This is a genomic window from Vibrio sp. 1F169, assembly GCF_041439605.1.
Taxonomy (GTDB): Bacteria; Pseudomonadota; Gammaproteobacteria; order Enterobacterales; family Vibrionaceae; genus Vibrio; species Vibrio tasmaniensis_A.
Genome location: NZ_JBGOOI010000003.1, coordinates 63,096 through 81,130, shown reverse-complemented (window position 1 = coordinate 81,130; position 18,035 = coordinate 63,096). Strand labels below are relative to the sequence as shown.

The window sequence follows — 18,035 nt, the reverse complement described above, 5'->3', positions numbered from 1 at the left end:
GGTTACCAACCTCGATAGCGATAGAGAAGAAAGATGAAATAAGGCGCGCCAATGACAGAAGTAAGTACCCCTGCAGGTAATTCAATCGGTGGTTGTAGACCTCTTGCCAAGCCGTCGGCACAAGTAACCAGAATCGCACCCACCAGAGCAGACGCCGGGATTAACAACTTATGATTATGCCCAAACAACAAGCGCGCTAAGTGAGGTGCTAATAAACCCACAAAACTGATCGTTCCAGCCACTGAAACGCTGACGCTGGCAAGCAACACTGCGGCCAATAGTGCAAGAGCTTGTATCTGTTTTGGCTTAGTACCCAATGTGGTGGCACTTTCCTCACCAAGCCCCATCACATCCAATCGCCAAGCAAGCCAAAATGCCATTGGCAACAACAAGAGCAATGCTCCCCAAATAAAGGGAACTTGCTGCCAATTTCGTCCCCAGAGGCTGCCAGTTAGCCATACCATCGCAGTGTTGATCTCGATGGGGTTAGTGACAAGCAAGAAGTCGATACAACTCGCCAGAAACGCACTCACTGCAATACCAATCAAGGCCAACTTGGCGGGTGTTGGCCTTGACCACCATGCCAATAGCGCAATCAGCCCAGCAGCCAATACCCCACCGAACATCGCCACCACAGGCAGTACGCTAACTGCCGCATTAGGGAACCACACTAAACTCGCAGTCGCAGCAAGCCCTGCCCCGGCGCTAATGCCCATAAGATCAGGCGATGCTAACGGGTTACGTATCACACCTTGCACTAATACGCCGGATAGCCCCAACCCTGCGCCCACGCTTATCGCGAGTAACATACGTGGTAGCCGATACTGATGGATAACAAAGTCGTCACTGGAAAAGGCGACCAAATGTTCGATGACTTGAGGAATAGAAAGTGACGCAGCACCGACAAACAAGCCCGCAGATGCCACTAATATGAGAATCCCTGATAACAAAACTATCTTAGTGTGATGGTGCATTAAGATCTCCTCGTCGCAATCAAAATAAAACAAGGTGTCCCAAGTAGGGCTGTAATAACACCAACGGGCGTTTCAGTCGGGAAAGCAATCGATCGTGACAACGCATCTGACCAAGACACTAATGCTGCACCTGCCATTGCGGAGATAGGAATCAGTAGATGGTAATTGTGCCCAACCATGGGCCGAACCAAATGAGGAACCAACAATCCTACAAAGCCAATGGGACCAGCGATAGCGACACTGGCACCCGCAAGCAACACGATAGCCAATCCACTCATGAGGCGAGTAAGCCGGATATTACTGCCCAACCCCACAGCCACTTCTTCACCAAGCGCCAATAAGTTGAGGTTACGAGCAAGGCTAACAGCCAACACCAAACCAATCACTGCTGGCGGCCAAAGCTGTTGCCACTGTCCCTCATCCACGCTAGACAATGAACCGGTAAGCCAATGCAGCACGCTATAAGCCATATCATCAGCTAGAATCAACGCTGCTCGAGTTAACCCAATCAATAAAGCAGTAATGGCGATACCCGCTAAAACCAAACGTAACGGATGAGAACGTTCGGAGAAGAAGCCACCGAGGAGCATCACAGCACCACCGCCTAGCAATGCACCAAGAACAGCATTAAGGATCGGGTTTAAATCACTCACCACAGGTATGCCTATCGCAGCTAAAGCCATAAAACAGGCTGCGCCAGCGTTAATACCTAAAATTGATGGAGACGCAAGTGGGTTACGTGTTAATCCCTGCATCAACAGTCCGGCGACGGCTAAGCTTGCACCAATCAATAACCCAGCGTGAGCCCTTGGAGCTCTAAGTGTCGCCAATATTTGATGAGTCATATTGCTCTCATCAAACGCAAACCAATAGTGAACTAAGTCACTCAATGTTAGGGAGAAATTCGACCAACCTAGCATCGAGGCCACGTAACCAGACATCGCCAAACACGACACTAAAGCCGTAAATAACGTGACTCGCCACGACACTAATACCGTAAGCCACGACACTATAAGCGAACGTCGCTTACCTCTAGAGAGCAACATCGAACTCATGAATGATCCAAGATCTGCTCTAGATTTTTCGCCATTTGTTCTGCGGCCAACATGCCTCGATTCAATGACCATAGTGCTGGTGACACTTCTACCACTTGTTGATTCTTCGCGGATGTTAATACATTAAACAGTGGGTTTTTCTGCCAATCATCAACGATATTTGGATCTGAGTAAGCACCAAGGAGCAACCAATCTGGATTCGTTTTCAACAACAACTCAAAGCTGGTTGGTAAGTACGCCTTGTTTGTCGGCTCCACTATTGGGCTAGCAATACCTAATGTGGTGAGTACACCTCCGGCATACGAAGCAGGGCTATGTAGCCACATTCCTTTTTCCGACACAACTGCAAATTGGACAGTTTGTTTAAGCGAGAAATGACTCTTAAATTCCACCATGGCTTGTTGATGTTGGTGAATTCTTTGTTCCATTGCCGATTGCTTATCGAGGGCGATACCAACCTTAAGCGCAGATTCCAAGTTCTCTTGATAAGTCTCTCCACGGCTTTTGAGCAGCAGAGTTGGTGCGATTCGCTGTAGATCTTCATAAACCGTACGATGACGCTCTGCATCGGCAATGATCAGGTCGGGCTTTAATACCGCAATGGCTTCTAGACTAGGCTGCGAACGCATCCCAACCGATTCCCATGGTTGCACTAATTCACGCACCGCCGGAATCACTCGCGAAGTATCATTGTCATCGGCAACACCAACCGGAGACACGCCTACCGCAGCTAACGCATCGACAAATGAGAACTCCAACACCACAACGCGTTGCGGGGTAGTCGCTATCTCAAACTGACCTTGCTCATCTTGAATGATCCTCGTTTTTGCTGAACTGGAGAATGAGAACAAGCTTAAAGCCAACAAAGCTAAGGTTATCGCTATCCTGCTGAATAAAAAATGCCTTTTGAATGACAGCAGTCCGTTCGGCAGCAGCCATTGATTCGAAAATAAAAGTCGAGAACTGTTTTCCATATTTACTTTTCCTTAAACACTAGAACCGTGAAAGTCGCCAGTAATATTGGCGACTTATATTCGTTATTATTTTTAATCAATTACCGATTAGAACTGATAGTTCAGATCCAAAGTGTATGAACGCCCTGGCGCTGGATAGCGGCCAACCGGACTGGTATCAATACCGCGGAAGTAGTAGTCCTCAGCAAACAAATTGTTCACTGCAACATTCATGCGTAACTTACTGTTTTCATCTTTATACAAGTCTGAGCCTAGGTTTAAGTTCCATACCATGTAAGCAGGTACTTTGCCTTTCGCACCCGTTGCATCTTCAGCACTGGTATTGGCATTGTCAGAATAAGACTCACTGAAATAGTAACCAGATAAGGTCGTATCTACCTTGCTAAAGGCGTAAGTCGCATCCCAGCTAAGTTGATGCTCCGATGTGTAAGGAAGTTGCTTACCTTTGTTTGCACCTTCTGCCTCTATCGTCGCATCCAAATAGTTATAACCCGCGCCTAAACTCAGAGCTTGCATAGCCTGCGGAACATAACGACCTGAAAGCTCAATACCTTGATGAAGCGTTTTACCAATATTGTCAAAGGTCTGCGTTCCGCTTTGCCATTGGAGTTGGTCTTCAAAATCAATGCGGTAGAGCGCGACATTAAAGCTAGTTGAATCTTGATTGTAACGAGCACCCAACTCGTAGTTCCATGCTAGCTCACTGCCCTCTTCACCCTTACCTCGGATGTAAGCGATTTGTGGTGCGCGCAAAGATTTCTGCGCATTGGTGTACCCAACCCATTGCTCAGTTAAATGGTATGCCACGGTTAAGCCCGGTAACCACTCGGTCACTTTGTTGTCTGTACTCTGTGCTTTACCTAAATCATTAAAGGTCATATCAATCGATTCGTAACGAATACCCGGAGTAACCTTTAGCACGTCGTTAAACAGGCCAACTTCATTGCTGATGTAACCTGCGAAAGCATCGGTATTCAAGTTCCAATCACGTGGCACTTTTGTTACTCCGCCAGTAATTGGCGTTTGCGTTAGCTTGTAATCGATATCTTCATTTACATAGCGAGCACCCACAATCAAGTTTTGCGTCACCGTATTACCGTCAAAGTACATCGCTAACTTAGGTTCCACACCATAAACCGCGAATTCACGTGGTGAGGTGCGAATATCTGTTGATGGTAATGCTGGATCAGCCCAGTGACCGCCTGCGCTATTAAAGCCCCATTGGAAGAAACGCTCAGAGTGGTGACCGAATGTCAGAACCTCTAACTCTGCGCCATCTGCAATATTCAAATCATGCAAATACTTCAGGCTCCAACGTGTTGATGTGCCTTTGTATTCGTCATATGGTCGCTTCGATTGAGTACGATCTTTCTGGTAATCTTTTGGCGATAAAGCGCCCGGCATTTGGGTGTCGGCATCGTAACGCTGAACGAATGCTTGTAGCTCCTGGGTATCGCTGAGTAACCATTGCAACTTCGCTTGGAAGTTTTTTACATCCGTATCTGAATGATCACGGAAGCTTTCACCTTTTAGGAAGTTACCTTCCACTTGAAGTGCCAGCGTATCGGTTAACCAACCACCGGTACGTAGGTAAAAATCATTCAGTGGTGTATTACCATCTTCAAATACCGTAAAGCGATTACTGATTTCCGTTTGCCATTGGTGTGGAATAGGCTTAGTCACCAAGTTGATCACACCACCCACGTTGTTTGGCCCGTACTGCACAGCAGCGCCACCACGTACGATATCAATTCGGTCAAGCATAGATAGCGTTGCTGGGAAAATAGATTGTCCGGTATGACCATAAGGCGCAAGAGTCAGTGGTACACCATCCATTAGAAATTGAGCATGACCACTGCGGCTCGCTTTCAAGCCGCGCACCGAGATGTTAGGCAATACACCCGTGCCCGTTTCGTCTTGAACCTTAATGCCCGGTACACTTTGAAATGCTGAATCAATAGAGAGTGCGCCAGTCTTTTTAATTTGTTCGTTAGTTAGAACGGTACGCGCTCCCGGATACTCTTTCACATCTTCTAATTCTGAATTACCGATCAAGCTGCCCGTCACGACAACCGTTTCCATGGTCGTCGTTTGCGGATCAGACGCAGCGAATGCACTCATGGAAGTCACTGAAGCGATGGTTGTTGCAAGTACGGTCAAGCGCAGTTTATGTTGCGCGTGGGGTTTACCATCCAAATTCTGGTAAGGCATGAAAATCTCCTAAGTAGGCAAATTAGGGTCAAAGGCTGTGCTTTTAAGTTATGCCAACGCTTTGACCCATTGGGCTAAACGACCTCAAAATGAGGCCAACTGTTCACTCACTCGTAGCGAACAAATCAATAGTTTTTTCTGTTGAAATAGCTTTTAATCACGTACTAGCTCTTAGAAACGTAATAACGCTTAGAAATAAACTAAATCTTCGAGCAGAACTCGCTTTTAGAACTGATAGCCGTAGCTGAGCATGAATTCAGCTGGCGCTCCGTAACCAATCTGGTTAGTACCCGACTTACCACTGGTTGCCCCGAGAATGTATTTCTCGCCAAGTACGTTATAAGCGTTCGCTTGAACTTTGTGACGACCCGTGGTGTACGCTGCCATCAAATCAACAGTGGTGTAATCACCTAATGCGACGGCTTCATTGTTACCTGCGTAGCGGTCCCCTACGTATTTCACACCACCGCCCAAACGCCAGTTTTCGTATAATTGGTAAGTACTCCAGAGTGAGAACAGATGATCGGATACATCATTCGGCTTTTTACCTGTATCTTTATCTTCTGCATCTAAGTAGCTATAACCAACTGAAATATCCCACAACTCTGTAATCTGACCGCGAGCTTCCAGTTCAATACCTTGGTGACGTGCTTCAATCTTATTGATAACGTCGCCATTAATATTGGTTTGTGGTTGTTCTTGATCAATTTGGAAAATAGCGGCATTGAGCATCAAAGCGTTATCGAGTAAGTAAGCTTTCGCACCCACTTCTTTTAGATCGGTATGGAAGAATTCAGCCAGTTTAGGGTTGATATAAATACCGGAGTAAGGCAATTGCCACGAACGAGCTAAGCTTGCGTATACCGACATATCGTTGTTGATACGATAGACCAAGCCACCACGGTAGCTCACTTTGTTATCATCTAGCTTCTCTTGGGCTTTCCCGGCTTTTTGCTGCTCAAGTTCCATAGAGTCATAGCGCACGTTACCTATCACCGATAGATCACCCAAGGTGTAAACGTCTTGAAGGTAGATACCCGTCGTCGTCGTTGTGTTATCACGGAAAGGCTTGAAACCCGGATCAGGCGTTGCTCCTACGACGGGATTATAGATGTGTTTCGGAGGTAAGGTTTTATCGCTTGCTAGCGTTAAATCGATATTGATCTGGTTATAATCCGCACCAATCATCATTTGGTTAGAATCGGTTTCCCACACTAATTCGGATTGCATCGTCGTTGTGGTTCGAGGGTCATAACCGAAATTGTTCACGGTTTGAGAAACTTTATCTCCCGCCACAGTACCTTGACGCGTGCCCTTTTGCTCAAGTTCGATATGATTGTATGCAGCTCGGTTTGTCCATACCCACTCGCTATTCAAGCTCCACTCATAATTAATGCCAACACGCAGGCTATCGGACTCTTGATAATCGTTAGTGCCACCGTAGAAAGAACTCTCAGAGACATCGACAGGTTTGCCATTTTTGGATGGAACACCACGATATGGCACCAGCTCTTGGTGTGCATATTCGACATCTAAGTCAACGGTATGCCCTTCAGCTGGCAGCACTCGAATAGTTGGTGCGATAAAGAAATCATTCGAATCGACATGGTTAACATACGAATCAGCCTGTCGGTGTTCCAGGTTAATACGTCCATTGACTTTATCTGAAAACGCCATTGAGCTATCCACCTGCCCTACAAATTGGCTGTTACTGCCAACACTGCCGTTCACATTGGTAAATGTGTCACCATTCGCTCGCTTGGTGACTAAGTTAATGATACCGCCGGCAGAGCCTCTACCATACAGAGCTCCTGCTGGGCCTTTTACCACTTCAACACGCTCAATATTGGATAGGCTTCGATACGACTGTAAAGTTCCATCATCACGCATGCCATCGCGATACATGTCATTCAGCGCATCAAAACCACGAATAACGAACTGATCTCGACTGCCTTCACCTAAGGTATTATTGACACCAGCAACACCATCAAGAGCATCCACTAAACGGACCGCACCACGGTCTTCCATCTCTGTTTTAGTAACCACTGATACGGCTTGTGGGACATCGAGCCATTCGACATCCGTTTTGGTACCCGATTGCGGCATGTGCTCCGCGTAGCCTTCGTACTGATGACCAATAACTTGCACGGTTTCATCCACCGTTACTTCTTCTGAAGCCATTGCATTCGACACGGTAGCCACTGTGGTTAATGCACCTCCAATTGCCAAGGCGAGAGGGGTGAAAGCCAATCTAACGTTCATATTCTAATTCCGGTTTAGTTTATAAATCACAATGGACGCGAATAAGAACAAATATCATTTATATTTGCAATATATATTTTGCTGCCTACCCCTCCAGCACGATATGCAACATTGCTATTTACAAAATAATCAATAAAAACAAAATCATAAAAAGAACAAGCCTCTTAAGACATTGGATAATGTCGTATAAAAGTAGGTAAAAACGAGGTTCGACGGTTGGGAATACTCAGAAAAAAGACTTTTCGATAAGGAGAAAGAAAGCAAATAAAGAAAGGTTTGAGCCAGGTAACGGATGGGATTAATACCCTTTAGTACGGCGTGCCTATTAACTGGTCACACCTCAAAATAATGTTCAATAATTCAAGACAACAACGGAAATGTGACTGGAGTTGATTGTATCTACAAAGAACCAAGCTCAGTAGCCTATGTTGACTGACAAACATGATTAGCAAAGAAGGCATGCCATATTCTCGTCTTTTAGCGTTCTCGCAGAAACGGGGAATTCAACTAACGAGCATTCCCCTCAAAACGACATAACTTACGACATCGTCATAGCGCGTATCACCCTCGAGTGGTGCGGGCTTCGATACAAGATGACTCTAAGGCTACATTCGTAGCCTTTTTTCTCCTTCGATAACGAATAGAGGAGACAGGTAACAAGCAGATCTACTACAACTCATCCCGAACAAGAAAATAAAAAAAGCGAGCCACTAGGGCTCGCTTTCACATTGTCTATATTTTATTAAGCGGCTGCTTGGATTACAGAAGTTCTACCGACTGTTGAGCAATTACGAATTCTTCATTGGTTGGAATAACCATTGCTACCGCGTCTAACATTTCAGACTTAGCGATGATGCCTTCTGCACCAAAGCGAGCGGCTTCATTGCCTGCTACGTCTTCAACAAAACCAAGAATCTTAAGGTTGCTTAGGATCTCACGACGAATTGGTAGAGAGTTCTCACCGATACCACCAGTGAAGATGATGCCGTCTAAAGAGTCTAGCGTTGCAAGGTAAGAAGCAACGTATTTAGCAACGCGGTAAGTAAACACCTCGAAAGCAAGCTTAGCGCCTTCGTGGCCCTCTTCCATCGCTTCTAAGATGCCACGAGCATCGCTCGTAAGACCAGACACGCCAAGGAAGCCAGACTCCTTGTTTAGAGAATTAAAGACTTGCTCTTGTGACCAACCTTTTTTAAGTAGGTATTCGATGATACCTGGATCTAAATCACCACAACGTGTGCCCATCATAAGGCCAGAAAGCGGTGTGAAGCCCATTGACGTATCAACACTGTTACCGTCTTTGATAGCACATACAGATGCACCGTTACCTAGGTGAACAGAGATGAAGCTAGCTTGTTCAACTGGCTTGTTGACCATTTTCGCAGCTTCACGGCTAACGAAGTAGTGGCTCGTACCGTGGAAACCGTAACGACGAACACCGAAGTCTGTGTATAGTTCTTTTGCGATTGCACCAGTAAATGCACGTTGTGGCATTGTTTGGTGGAAAGCCGTATCAAATACAGCAAATTGAGGTAAAGAAGGGAAAGCTTCAATCGCAGCGCGGATGCCGATAGCACCTGCAGGGTTATGAAGTGGAGCTAGGTCAGATAGGCTCTCAATCTCACTCGTTACTTCTTCAGTAATTCGAACCGTTTGAGTGAACTTCTCGCCACCGTGAACGATACGGTGACCAATAGCCACTATATCAGCAGTGAAGCCTAGATCTTCCATCAACCCAACCAGTTTGCCAATGGCAATTTTGTGGTGGTTATCTTCACCTTGAATGGCAATTTCAGTTTTCTGACCTTGATACTTCCAGCTCATACGAGCATCTTCAAGACCAAAACACTCCCCTAAGCCACTCAATACGGCTTCACCAGAAACAGAATCAATAACAGCAAATTTTAGGGATGAACTACCCGAGTTAATAACCAGAACAAACGAATTAGACATTGGATATGGATCCTGTTTCAGTATGAATTGGATGAAGTGTTTACTTCAATTTTAGTTAAGCCCATTATTCAATAATTTTTGAATCTTTCAACTTTTGTTTTGCAAAAAGCACCAAATGAACACAATTAAGTTGATCTGAGTCATTAGTTTATTTATTTCGAGAGCGAAATTAAAAAATAGTTGAATATGACAGTTGGTCAATAAACGAAGTAAAGGACTGCTCACACTAGTTTTTCACTCGATTAAGTTAACTAGAGTGAATCGCACCAATGCACGTAATCCGCCTAGCCCCTTCCCTTTTGTCTGCTTATCATTACCGATTACTTTTTGCTCGATTTCTCAATTGCTCAATGTTTGCATCAAAAAGATCACAAGAGTTGGGAATAGTGAACGACAAAATCCGATCTTCTTTTAATTGCATTCGAGTACAACTCTACGAATAAATGAACTGTAACGTCGCTTAGATAGCCTTCACTCATTGTTTTAGTATCTTTGTAGCACGTTATTTCAATATAGACTTAGAACGCGATACAGCTAAGTTTAAGCGCTAACATTTAATATAGGGACGAAGTTTAGTTGAAGTAAGCTGCCACATATATAGAACCAACCAAAGCTAAAGTTCAAATAGCAGGCACAAAAAAGCCGAGCATTAAGCTCGGCTTTTAAATTCACTATTTAAGCTATTCACCTATAAGAACTTGGCTTGTAAGTTTCACTTAAACTAAAGGTTGATTAACCTTCGTTGCGCTCTGGACGACGACCGCGGTTGCCGCCATTGCCTGCTGCGTTGCCATGGCCACGTTCGCCACGGTGGTTACCACGGTGATCGCCACCACGGTTACGGTCGAAACGACGCTCGCCGTCACGTCCGCCAGCAGAGTTACCATCGCGAGCACCATCACGGTTGCCACGGTATCCACCACGACCGCCTTCACGGTTACCACGGTAGCCGCCACCATCACGACCGCCACGACCGCCACCACGGTTGCCATCACGACCACCGCCGCCACGACGAGGCTCACGGAAGTCGTTGAAATCAACAACTACAGCGCCAGCTTCTTTTTGACGAATACGAAGTTTGCTTAGCTTACCAGCAGTTTCAGAGTTCATTGCTTTTGGCAGTTGAACGTAAGTAGAACCTTGGTCTAGTTTGATAGCACCGATAGAACCTTTAGTTAGGCCTAGTTCGTTTGCTAGTGCGCCAACGATGTCTTTAACCTGAACACCTTGCTCACGGCCAACTTGTAGTTGGTACGTATCCCAATCTTGAGTATTGAAGTTACGTCCACCACCGTCACGGCCATTGTCACGATCTTCACGACGCTCTTTTCGACGGTTCTTATCACGCTCAATAGCAGCGATCATTGGGTCTTCGCCAACGTAGAATAGAGGGCTCTTACCTTGCTGACGCTTAAGAAGCATTGCAGCTAGAGTAGCAGCATCAACTTCTAGAGATTCTTGCAGAGTAGAGATTAAACCTGCGAAGTTTTCTAGAGCTTTGCTCTCTTTCTCAGTTTCAAGCTCAGCACCAAGCTTAGCAACACGTGCAGCAGCAACTTCGTCACGTTGTGGAAGTTGGATTTCTTCCATTTGAGACTTAGTTACACGCTCGATTGTGCGAAGCATACGGATTTGGTTAGTGCGAACTAGTAGGATCGCTTTACCTTTACGTCCAGCACGACCAGTACGGCCAATACGGTGGATGTAAGATTCAACATCGAATGGGATGTCGTAGTTAAATACGTGAGTGATACGTGGAACATCAAGACCACGTGCTACAACGTCAGTTGCAACTAGGATATCGATAACACCTTGTTTGATGTGATCAACAGTGCGCTCACGTAGAGACTGAGGAATATCACCGTGCAGTGCAGCAGCTTTGAAGCCACGTGCAGATAGCCAATCAGCTAGACGCTCAGTGTCTTGACGAGTACGTACGAATACGATTGACGCGTCAGTTTCTTCAGTTTCAAGAAGACGAGACATTGCTTCGTCTTTTTCTACGCCTTTAACAACCCAGTAGTTCTGCGCTACTTTGTCAACTGTGTGGTTAGTACCAGCAACGTCAACTTTAGCCGGGTTACGTAGGTAACGGTCAACAATAGTCTTAACCATTGGAGGCATAGTCGCAGAGAAAAGTACACGTTGTGCAGATTCTGGAGCTTGCTCTAGGATCCAAGTAACGTCATCTACGAAGCCCATTTTTAGCATTTCATCTGCTTCATCAAGAACAAATGTATGTGCTTCATCTAGGTGTAGACGGTCACGAGTTAGTAAGTCTTTAACACGACCTGGAGTACCAACAACAATGTGAGCACCGCGGCTTAGAGCGCGCATTTGGTCAACAATTGAAGCGCCACCGTAGATTTCAAGAACTTTAAGACCTTTGATATCACGGCCTAGGTTTTTGATTTCCGCAGCAACTTGAATCGCTAGCTCACGAGTAGGAGCCATGATGATTGCTTGTGGTTTATGTTGGTTCAGGTTGATTTTGTTAAGTAAAGGCAGAGAGAATGCTGCTGTTTTACCAGTACCAGTCTGTGCTTTACCTAGTGCGTCACGGCCTTCAAGAAGAAGAGGAATAGCTGCTGCTTGGATTGGAGTCGGAGAAACGAAACCCATGCTATCAAGAGCTGAAAGAATGTTTTCGTTTAGGGCTAATTCATTAAATTGAATTACAGATTCGGACATTGGGATCCCACTATATATAAGTAAACAAAAGGTCCCGGGAGCTCTATCAATTCCAATACTGATCCAATCAGATACTGATTCCATTCAGAGTTACGAAGCAGTAATAAAACACTTCAAGCCATTAGGGACGTCTAAGGGAGGCGGATTATTCCTTAAATGCATAAAAAAAGCCAGAAAAAATTGAAATACATCACATATTTTTCGGTTTCACATCAACACTGGCTATCATATCGTCAAAACTTGATGAATATCTCGTCACAGCACCAAACTTCTAGCAAATTGACCTAGTTAAATAAGAGGGCAATTAATTAACGCTCACTTCGCCTTTAAGTAGTAATCAAGCCTCGCAATGATTATAGTGTGCTCAATTGTCCTCGATAGATAAAAGTCAAAATGTTTCAAGATAATCCTCTACTCGCTCAACTCAAACAGCAAATCCAAGAAACCCTCCCTAAAAAGGAAGGTACGATCAAAGCCACTGAAAAAGGGTTTGGTTTTCTCGAAGTCGATAGCAAAACTAGCTTCTTCATCCCACCGCCGTACATGAAAAAATGTGTGCACGGTGACAAGGTGATTGCCATCATTCGCACAGAGAAAGAGCGCGAAGTTGCAGAGCCAGAGGAGTTGATTGAACAGGGTCTTACTCGCTTTATTGCACGAGTTAAGCTTTTCAAAGGTCGATTGAACGTTGTTCCAGATCACCCGCAACTGAAAAAACTGCAGCTTAAAGCGAAAGCAAAGAAGGGCTTGAACCCTGAAACGCTTAAAGAAGGCGACTGGGTTGTTGCTCATATCGTTCAACACCCGTTAAAAGGTGACAACGGCTTCTTGGCTCAAATCTCTGAGAAAATCACAGACGCTGACGACAAAATCGCGCCTTGGTGGGTAACGCTAGCGCAAAATGACCTACCAAACAGCGAACCTGAAGGCATCGACGACTGGCAGATCAAAGACGACGCTGATCTTGAACGTGTAGACATGACTCACGTCCCTTTTGTGACTATCGATGGCGAAAGCACAAAAGATATGGACGATGCGCTTTACGCTAAGAAGAAAGAGAACGGTGATTTTGAACTGACTATCGCAATTGCTGATCCTACCGCTTACATCTCTCCAGATGATGCAATGGATAAAGTGGCTCGCGAGCGTGGTTTCACTATTTACCTGCCTGGTCGTAACATCCCAATGTTGCCTCGCGATCTAGCTGACAACTTATGTTCACTCATAGAGAACGAAGTTCGCCCGGCACTTTGCTGCACAGTAACGGTATCTAAAGATGGTGTTATCGGTGATGACATTAACTTCTTCGCTGCAAACATCAAATCTCACGCTCGTCTTGCTTACGACCACGTATCAGACTGGCTAGAAACAGGTGCATCAGAGAAATGGCAACCGTCAGAAGAGATTGCTGCGATTGTTTCTGACCTTCACCAATTTGCTCAAGCACGTTCAGCGTGGCGTTCTGCAAATGCGGTTGTGTTCCCAGATCGCCCTGATTACCGCTTTGAACTAAGCGAAGATAACGATGTTGTTGCTATCCACGCGGACATGCGTCGCAGTGCGAACAAGTTGGTTGAAGAATCTATGATCAGCGCGAACATCTGTGCGGGTCGAGTATTAAAAGAGAGCTTTAACCAAGGTGTCTTTAACTGTCACTCTGGTTTTAAAGCTGAGAAATTAACAGACGTTCTGGAGCTAGTTAACCCAGAAGCAGAAACGCCGTTTACAGAAGAGCAGATCGTTTCTCTGGAAGGTTTTGCTACTCTGCGTCGTTGGTTAGGTTCTTTAGACAACAGCTACTACGACAACCGTATTCGTAAATTCCAAGCATACAGCGAGATCAGCAATGAACCTGCGCCGCACTACGCAATGGGATTAGACATTTACGCAACTTGGACTTCTCCAATTCGTAAATACGGTGACATGATTAACCACCGTATGCTTAAAGCACACATATTAGGTAAAGCGCCGATTCAAACACCAGACGAAACCATTGGTGATGAACTTGCCCTGCACCGCCGTCACCACGGTATGGCTGAGCGTAATGTAGGTGATTGGCTGTATGCTCGCACTCTAGCGAATGCTCCAGCAGAAGAAACTCGTTTCCAAGCCGAGATTTTCGATATTAACCGCGCAGGTATGCGGGTACGTCTACTTGATAATGGTGCAGCGGCGTTTATCCCTGGCTCTCTCATTCTTGATAATAAAGAGAGAATAGAGTGCAACGGTGATATGGGTACTGTATCTATCGATAAAGAAATGGTATACAAACTGGGAGACGTTTTAGAAGTAGTTCTCTCAGAAGTTAATCAGGAAAACCGTAACTTGGTAGCAAAACCTACACAAGTTTTTGCGGACTTGCCTAGCGAGCCTGAAACAACAAATGAAACCGAAGCCTAATTTCTGATAGGTTTACTTCTAAAGGCGCTAGTTATTAGCGCCTTTTTTGTAAATGTCTCATGCTCAAACAATACTAAAAAAAGCAATTAATCTACAACGCCAAAGAAGCTCACTATGCCATCAATCACGGTCACTCAATTCAGAAACTTTATTCCCAGGAAACGCGAACGCTACCCCGCCTCTAAAAACGGTATTTTTATGGTATCGAAAGGAAGCATATCTTTTATGCTGCCCAATGGCACTCAAGCCTCGTTAAAAGCTGGAGATTTCACGCTTTACAATTCTGGTCAGATTAAAGACATCACGGTCGACACTGAAAATGGTGAGTTTAGTGCGATTTGCTTAGATTTTGATTTGGCAATTTTCCAAAAGTTCATAAATCAGTTCAGTGATTTAGAATCCACTCAAACTCCAGATAAGTACATTAAGCTCAATCAAACGGATACCGAAATATGCCAATTGAAAGAGCTCATCATGTCTCTGGCCAATTCATCGACTCAGAATGATTACGCACTCACCCAACTAGGCTTAGGTTTGCTGTCTTTAATGGTTGAGCAGTATCCGGAACTATTAGCGATTATTAGCCGGATCTCTAGATTGACGGTGACACAAAAGGTCATCCATTACATTGAACAGAATATAGAAAATAATATCTCACTCGATACCCTAGCCAGCTATATGGGGATGTCACCAGCCACACTTAAACGCCGTTTATCGGCGGAAGACCTTTCGTTTTCAAACCTCTTGAAGATAAAGCGAATCGCCCACGCAGCCACACAGCTCAGAACATCGAACAAATCGATTACTCAAATTGCTTATGAATCCGGATTTAAAAGTGCGGCGCATTTTAGTACCGCCTTTAAAACCTATCACGGCAAAACACCAAAAGATTTCCGGTCTTTGGTTTCACAATCTTATTAATACCAATCGTAGTAAATCACTGATCACTTACTCACTGTGATTGGTATAACTACGCAATCTTATTGGCATAATTTGAAGTGACATCCATCATTTATAGTGATGCAGATAGTTTTAGTAACATAGATCGTTTTACTGACGCAGATAAGCTTTATTAACGTAGACTGTTTTTAGTGACTCAGATAGGTTGTAATGTGGTGAGTTAAAAAAAAGTTGTTCGTTTTAGGTATCAAGCCCCTCGCAAACATCTCAACAGAATAATCACGACCAGAAGTACGATTTAGGGTCTTTTTCTATTTCAGACAAAATAGCATCAAGATCCTTCGATTGAGGTAAGTAAGGATAAGGCCCCCAATTTACTGAATCGGTTTCTACATCACCTTCTAGCGGCACCATTACCAACCAACATGACAGTGACTCATCAAAACTAACGCAGGCGATCTCATTTGTGTAATCGCTATGAGATGAGTCGAGCAGATAATGAGCCTGAGAAAACAGCACACCACCCTCACACTCTTCATAAAGGGATTTGCCTAGCTCGACAGGTAAACTGCGATTTCTAGATGTACAGAGCTTCTCAGCTCCAATTAAAAGACGATTCAGTTCGATATGAATGACGGACATAACACCCCTTGTAACTTCATAGAAACTTCTAAGTAGTGAATTCCTTTGTTTAGCTTAGGACTCAACCAACATTTTAGCGAACTAGTGCAAACAAAATACCCGTCCTGCTCCCAGAAACGAATCCTGCTTTTGTAAACCCAACTAGCTTTCACTCATCAAGCTAATAGCGACACATTGAGCGGATAGAATTTCACAAAATTGTCATATAACCGACCTATCATAGCCGGCAAATGTTATTAATTAGGAGTTGTTTATGTTACGAGTCGCGCTTGCCTCTCTTTTATCCTTAGCCCTGTCTTCTCACGCTGCTTTTGCACAAGAAACCAATATTTCGGGCTCCACTTCGGTATCACGTGTGATGGATGTATTGGCTGAGGAGTACAACAAGACTCACCCTGATAACTATATTGCGGTTCAGGGCATCGGTTCTACAGCGGGTATTACCATGGTCAATAAAGGTGTCGCTGATATTGGTATGAGCTCACGTTACTTAACTGACCACGAACAGGGCGAAAAATTGAAGGTATTTCCAATTGCCTTTGACGGCCTAGCCGTCGTGACTAACCGTTCAAACGGTGTAAGCAACGTTACACGTGAACAGCTATTCGATATCTACAAAGGAAAAATCACAAACTGGAAAGCCATAGGTGGTGCGGATCAACCTATCGCAGTTGTAACTCGTGAAGCTTCTTCTGGTTCACGTTACAGCTTCGAGAGCTTACTTGGTTTGACAAAAATCATTAACGACCGTCTAGTGTCTGACATCAACCCAAATAACTTGGTTGTAAACAGCAACAGCATGGTAAAAACGATTGTTAACCATAACCCACATGCGATTGGATTCATCTCTGTTGGCTCTATCGACCGTTCGATCAAAGCAATCACATTTGAAGGCGTTGAGCCGACATCTAAGAACATCGCCAACCACAGTTATGAATTGGCTCGCCCATTCTTATTGCTGCACAAAACTGAATCAGTTTCTGACGAGAGCAAAGATTTCATTAAGTTCGTGAAGTCAAAACAAGGGCAAGATCTTATCGAAGAGTACGGCTACACGCGCATCAAGTAACTATAAACGCATTAAGTAACTACACGCGTATCAAGTAAGATAACGACTTTTGTGATGTTGTTAGGATGCTGATGATATCGCCTTGATAGACAAAAACAAAAAGAGAGAGCCTTAAGCTCTCTCTTTTTTTGAATCTATAATCTTCGCTAAAAGCAATTCTACTTATAAAAAAGCTCTAGAAGTGAAGTTGAATCACCGAAACAATCACAGCACCAGGACGACGGATGCCTTCGATCTCTACGCGGATTTCGCGTTCAATCTCTAGGCCTTTCTTAATTGGCGTTACTTTTGTTAGCGTACTTTTAGCGCGAACGTTACTGCCCGATTTTACAGGGTATGGGAAACGTACTTGGTTAAGACCAATGTTTACAACCATCTTCGCCGTTGGGAATTGAGATTTGTCAGGATCAACACTGTCTGTCAGTCGAGGAAGCAGAGACAAAGTCAGAAAACCATGTGCAATGGTTGTTTTGAACGGAGAATCTGTTTCAGCCTTAGAAGGCTCTGTATGAATCCACTGCATATCTTCAGTAACGAGGCCAAACTGGTTGATTCTGTCTTGGCTTACATTGATCCAATCACCAGTATGGATCACTTCACCGATCTGCTGTTCAAGCTCATCAAATACAAGTTGTGCTTCTGGCTTAAGTACGATCTGTGGTTCAACAGGCATCTCTGGCGCATCTTCATTGACAGCAGGTTTGTGGTGATCACGAACCCACGCAAAGAAATGACTATTTTGCGTGCGATTCAGAAAGTCTCCCCAGTAATCTCTAAGAGCTGGAGACATCCATTGCATAAACTCTGAGTGTTGCGAAGACACGCTGTCGCCTCGGTGTTTAAATAAATCAATGACTTTCATAAGAACCTCAATGCACAAAATATTTCAATATAACTTGGTAAT

The 18,035-nt window shown here is 44.6% G+C and carries 12 protein-coding genes; 3 read left to right on the top strand and 9 right to left on the bottom strand.

Annotation, left to right across the window (positions count from 1 at the left end):
* Positions 1–2 precede the first annotated feature (2 nt).
* The 7 genes from ACED53_RS02085 to ACED53_RS02055 form a co-directional block, all read right to left on the bottom strand.
* Positions 3–974: an iron chelate uptake ABC transporter family permease subunit gene (locus ACED53_RS02085; RefSeq protein WP_029225349.1), complete on the bottom strand. Its 972-nt coding sequence runs from the start codon at positions 972–974 to the stop codon at positions 3–5.
* Positions 974–2,029, bottom strand: coding sequence for an iron ABC transporter permease (locus tag ACED53_RS02080; RefSeq protein WP_029225348.1), 1,056 nt, complete (start codon positions 2,027–2,029; stop codon positions 974–976). The genes ACED53_RS02085 and ACED53_RS02080 overlap by 1 nt, the downstream gene beginning before the upstream one ends.
* On the bottom strand, positions 2,026–3,003 hold the full coding sequence (locus tag ACED53_RS02075; RefSeq protein ID WP_029225347.1) for a Fe(3+) dicitrate ABC transporter substrate-binding protein FecB: 978 nt from the start codon (positions 3,001–3,003) through the stop codon (positions 2,026–2,028). The genes ACED53_RS02080 and ACED53_RS02075 overlap by 4 nt, the downstream gene beginning before the upstream one ends.
* A gap of 87 nt (positions 3,004–3,090) precedes the next feature.
* Positions 3,091–5,214: a TonB-dependent siderophore receptor gene (locus tag ACED53_RS02070; protein WP_017099797.1), complete on the bottom strand. Its 2,124-nt coding sequence runs from the start codon at positions 5,212–5,214 to the stop codon at positions 3,091–3,093.
* 225 nt (positions 5,215–5,439) lie between these two features.
* A complete protein-coding gene (locus tag ACED53_RS02065) occupies positions 5,440–7,476 on the bottom strand; it encodes a TonB-dependent siderophore receptor (RefSeq protein WP_017099796.1) in 2,037 nt (678 codons plus the stop codon).
* Between the two features lie 759 nt (positions 7,477–8,235).
* Positions 8,236–9,429, bottom strand: coding sequence for an acetate/propionate family kinase (locus ACED53_RS02060; RefSeq protein ID WP_009844798.1), 1,194 nt, complete (start codon positions 9,427–9,429; stop codon positions 8,236–8,238).
* A 732-nt stretch (positions 9,430–10,161) separates the two neighbouring features.
* Positions 10,162–12,204, bottom strand: coding sequence for a DEAD/DEAH box helicase (locus tag ACED53_RS02055; RefSeq protein ID WP_017099795.1), 2,043 nt, complete (start codon positions 12,202–12,204; stop codon positions 10,162–10,164).
* A gap of 309 nt (positions 12,205–12,513) precedes the next feature.
* Between ACED53_RS02055 and rnb the strand changes: the two genes are divergently transcribed.
* Together rnb and ACED53_RS02045 are read left to right on the top strand one after the other, a co-directional pair.
* Positions 12,514–14,520: an exoribonuclease II gene (gene rnb / locus ACED53_RS02050; RefSeq protein ID WP_017099794.1), complete on the top strand. Its 2,007-nt coding sequence runs from the start codon at positions 12,514–12,516 to the stop codon at positions 14,518–14,520.
* A 114-nt stretch (positions 14,521–14,634) separates the two neighbouring features.
* Complete coding sequence (locus tag ACED53_RS02045; RefSeq protein ID WP_371715234.1) at positions 14,635–15,441, top strand: helix-turn-helix domain-containing protein; 807 nt, start codon at positions 14,635–14,637, stop codon at positions 15,439–15,441.
* Positions 15,442–15,699: 258 nt separating this feature from the next.
* Here the strand turns inward: ACED53_RS02045 and ACED53_RS02040 are convergent, their stop codons facing one another.
* Entirely contained in the window at positions 15,700–16,062 is a 363-nt protein-coding gene (locus tag ACED53_RS02040; protein WP_012600988.1) for a DUF3024 domain-containing protein, read from the bottom strand.
* A gap of 253 nt (positions 16,063–16,315) precedes the next feature.
* Between ACED53_RS02040 and ACED53_RS02035 the strand changes: the two genes are divergently transcribed.
* On the top strand, positions 16,316–17,131 hold the full coding sequence (locus tag ACED53_RS02035; protein WP_017099792.1) for a phosphate ABC transporter substrate-binding protein: 816 nt from the start codon (positions 16,316–16,318) through the stop codon (positions 17,129–17,131).
* A 175-nt stretch (positions 17,132–17,306) separates the two neighbouring features.
* On the opposite strand, the gene ACED53_RS02030 is transcribed toward ACED53_RS02035, so the two are convergent.
* Positions 17,307–17,993 (bottom strand): MaoC family dehydratase, encoded by a 687-nt coding sequence (locus ACED53_RS02030; protein WP_009844790.1) that lies wholly within the window; start codon positions 17,991–17,993, stop codon positions 17,307–17,309.
* Positions 17,994–18,035 lie beyond the last annotated feature (42 nt).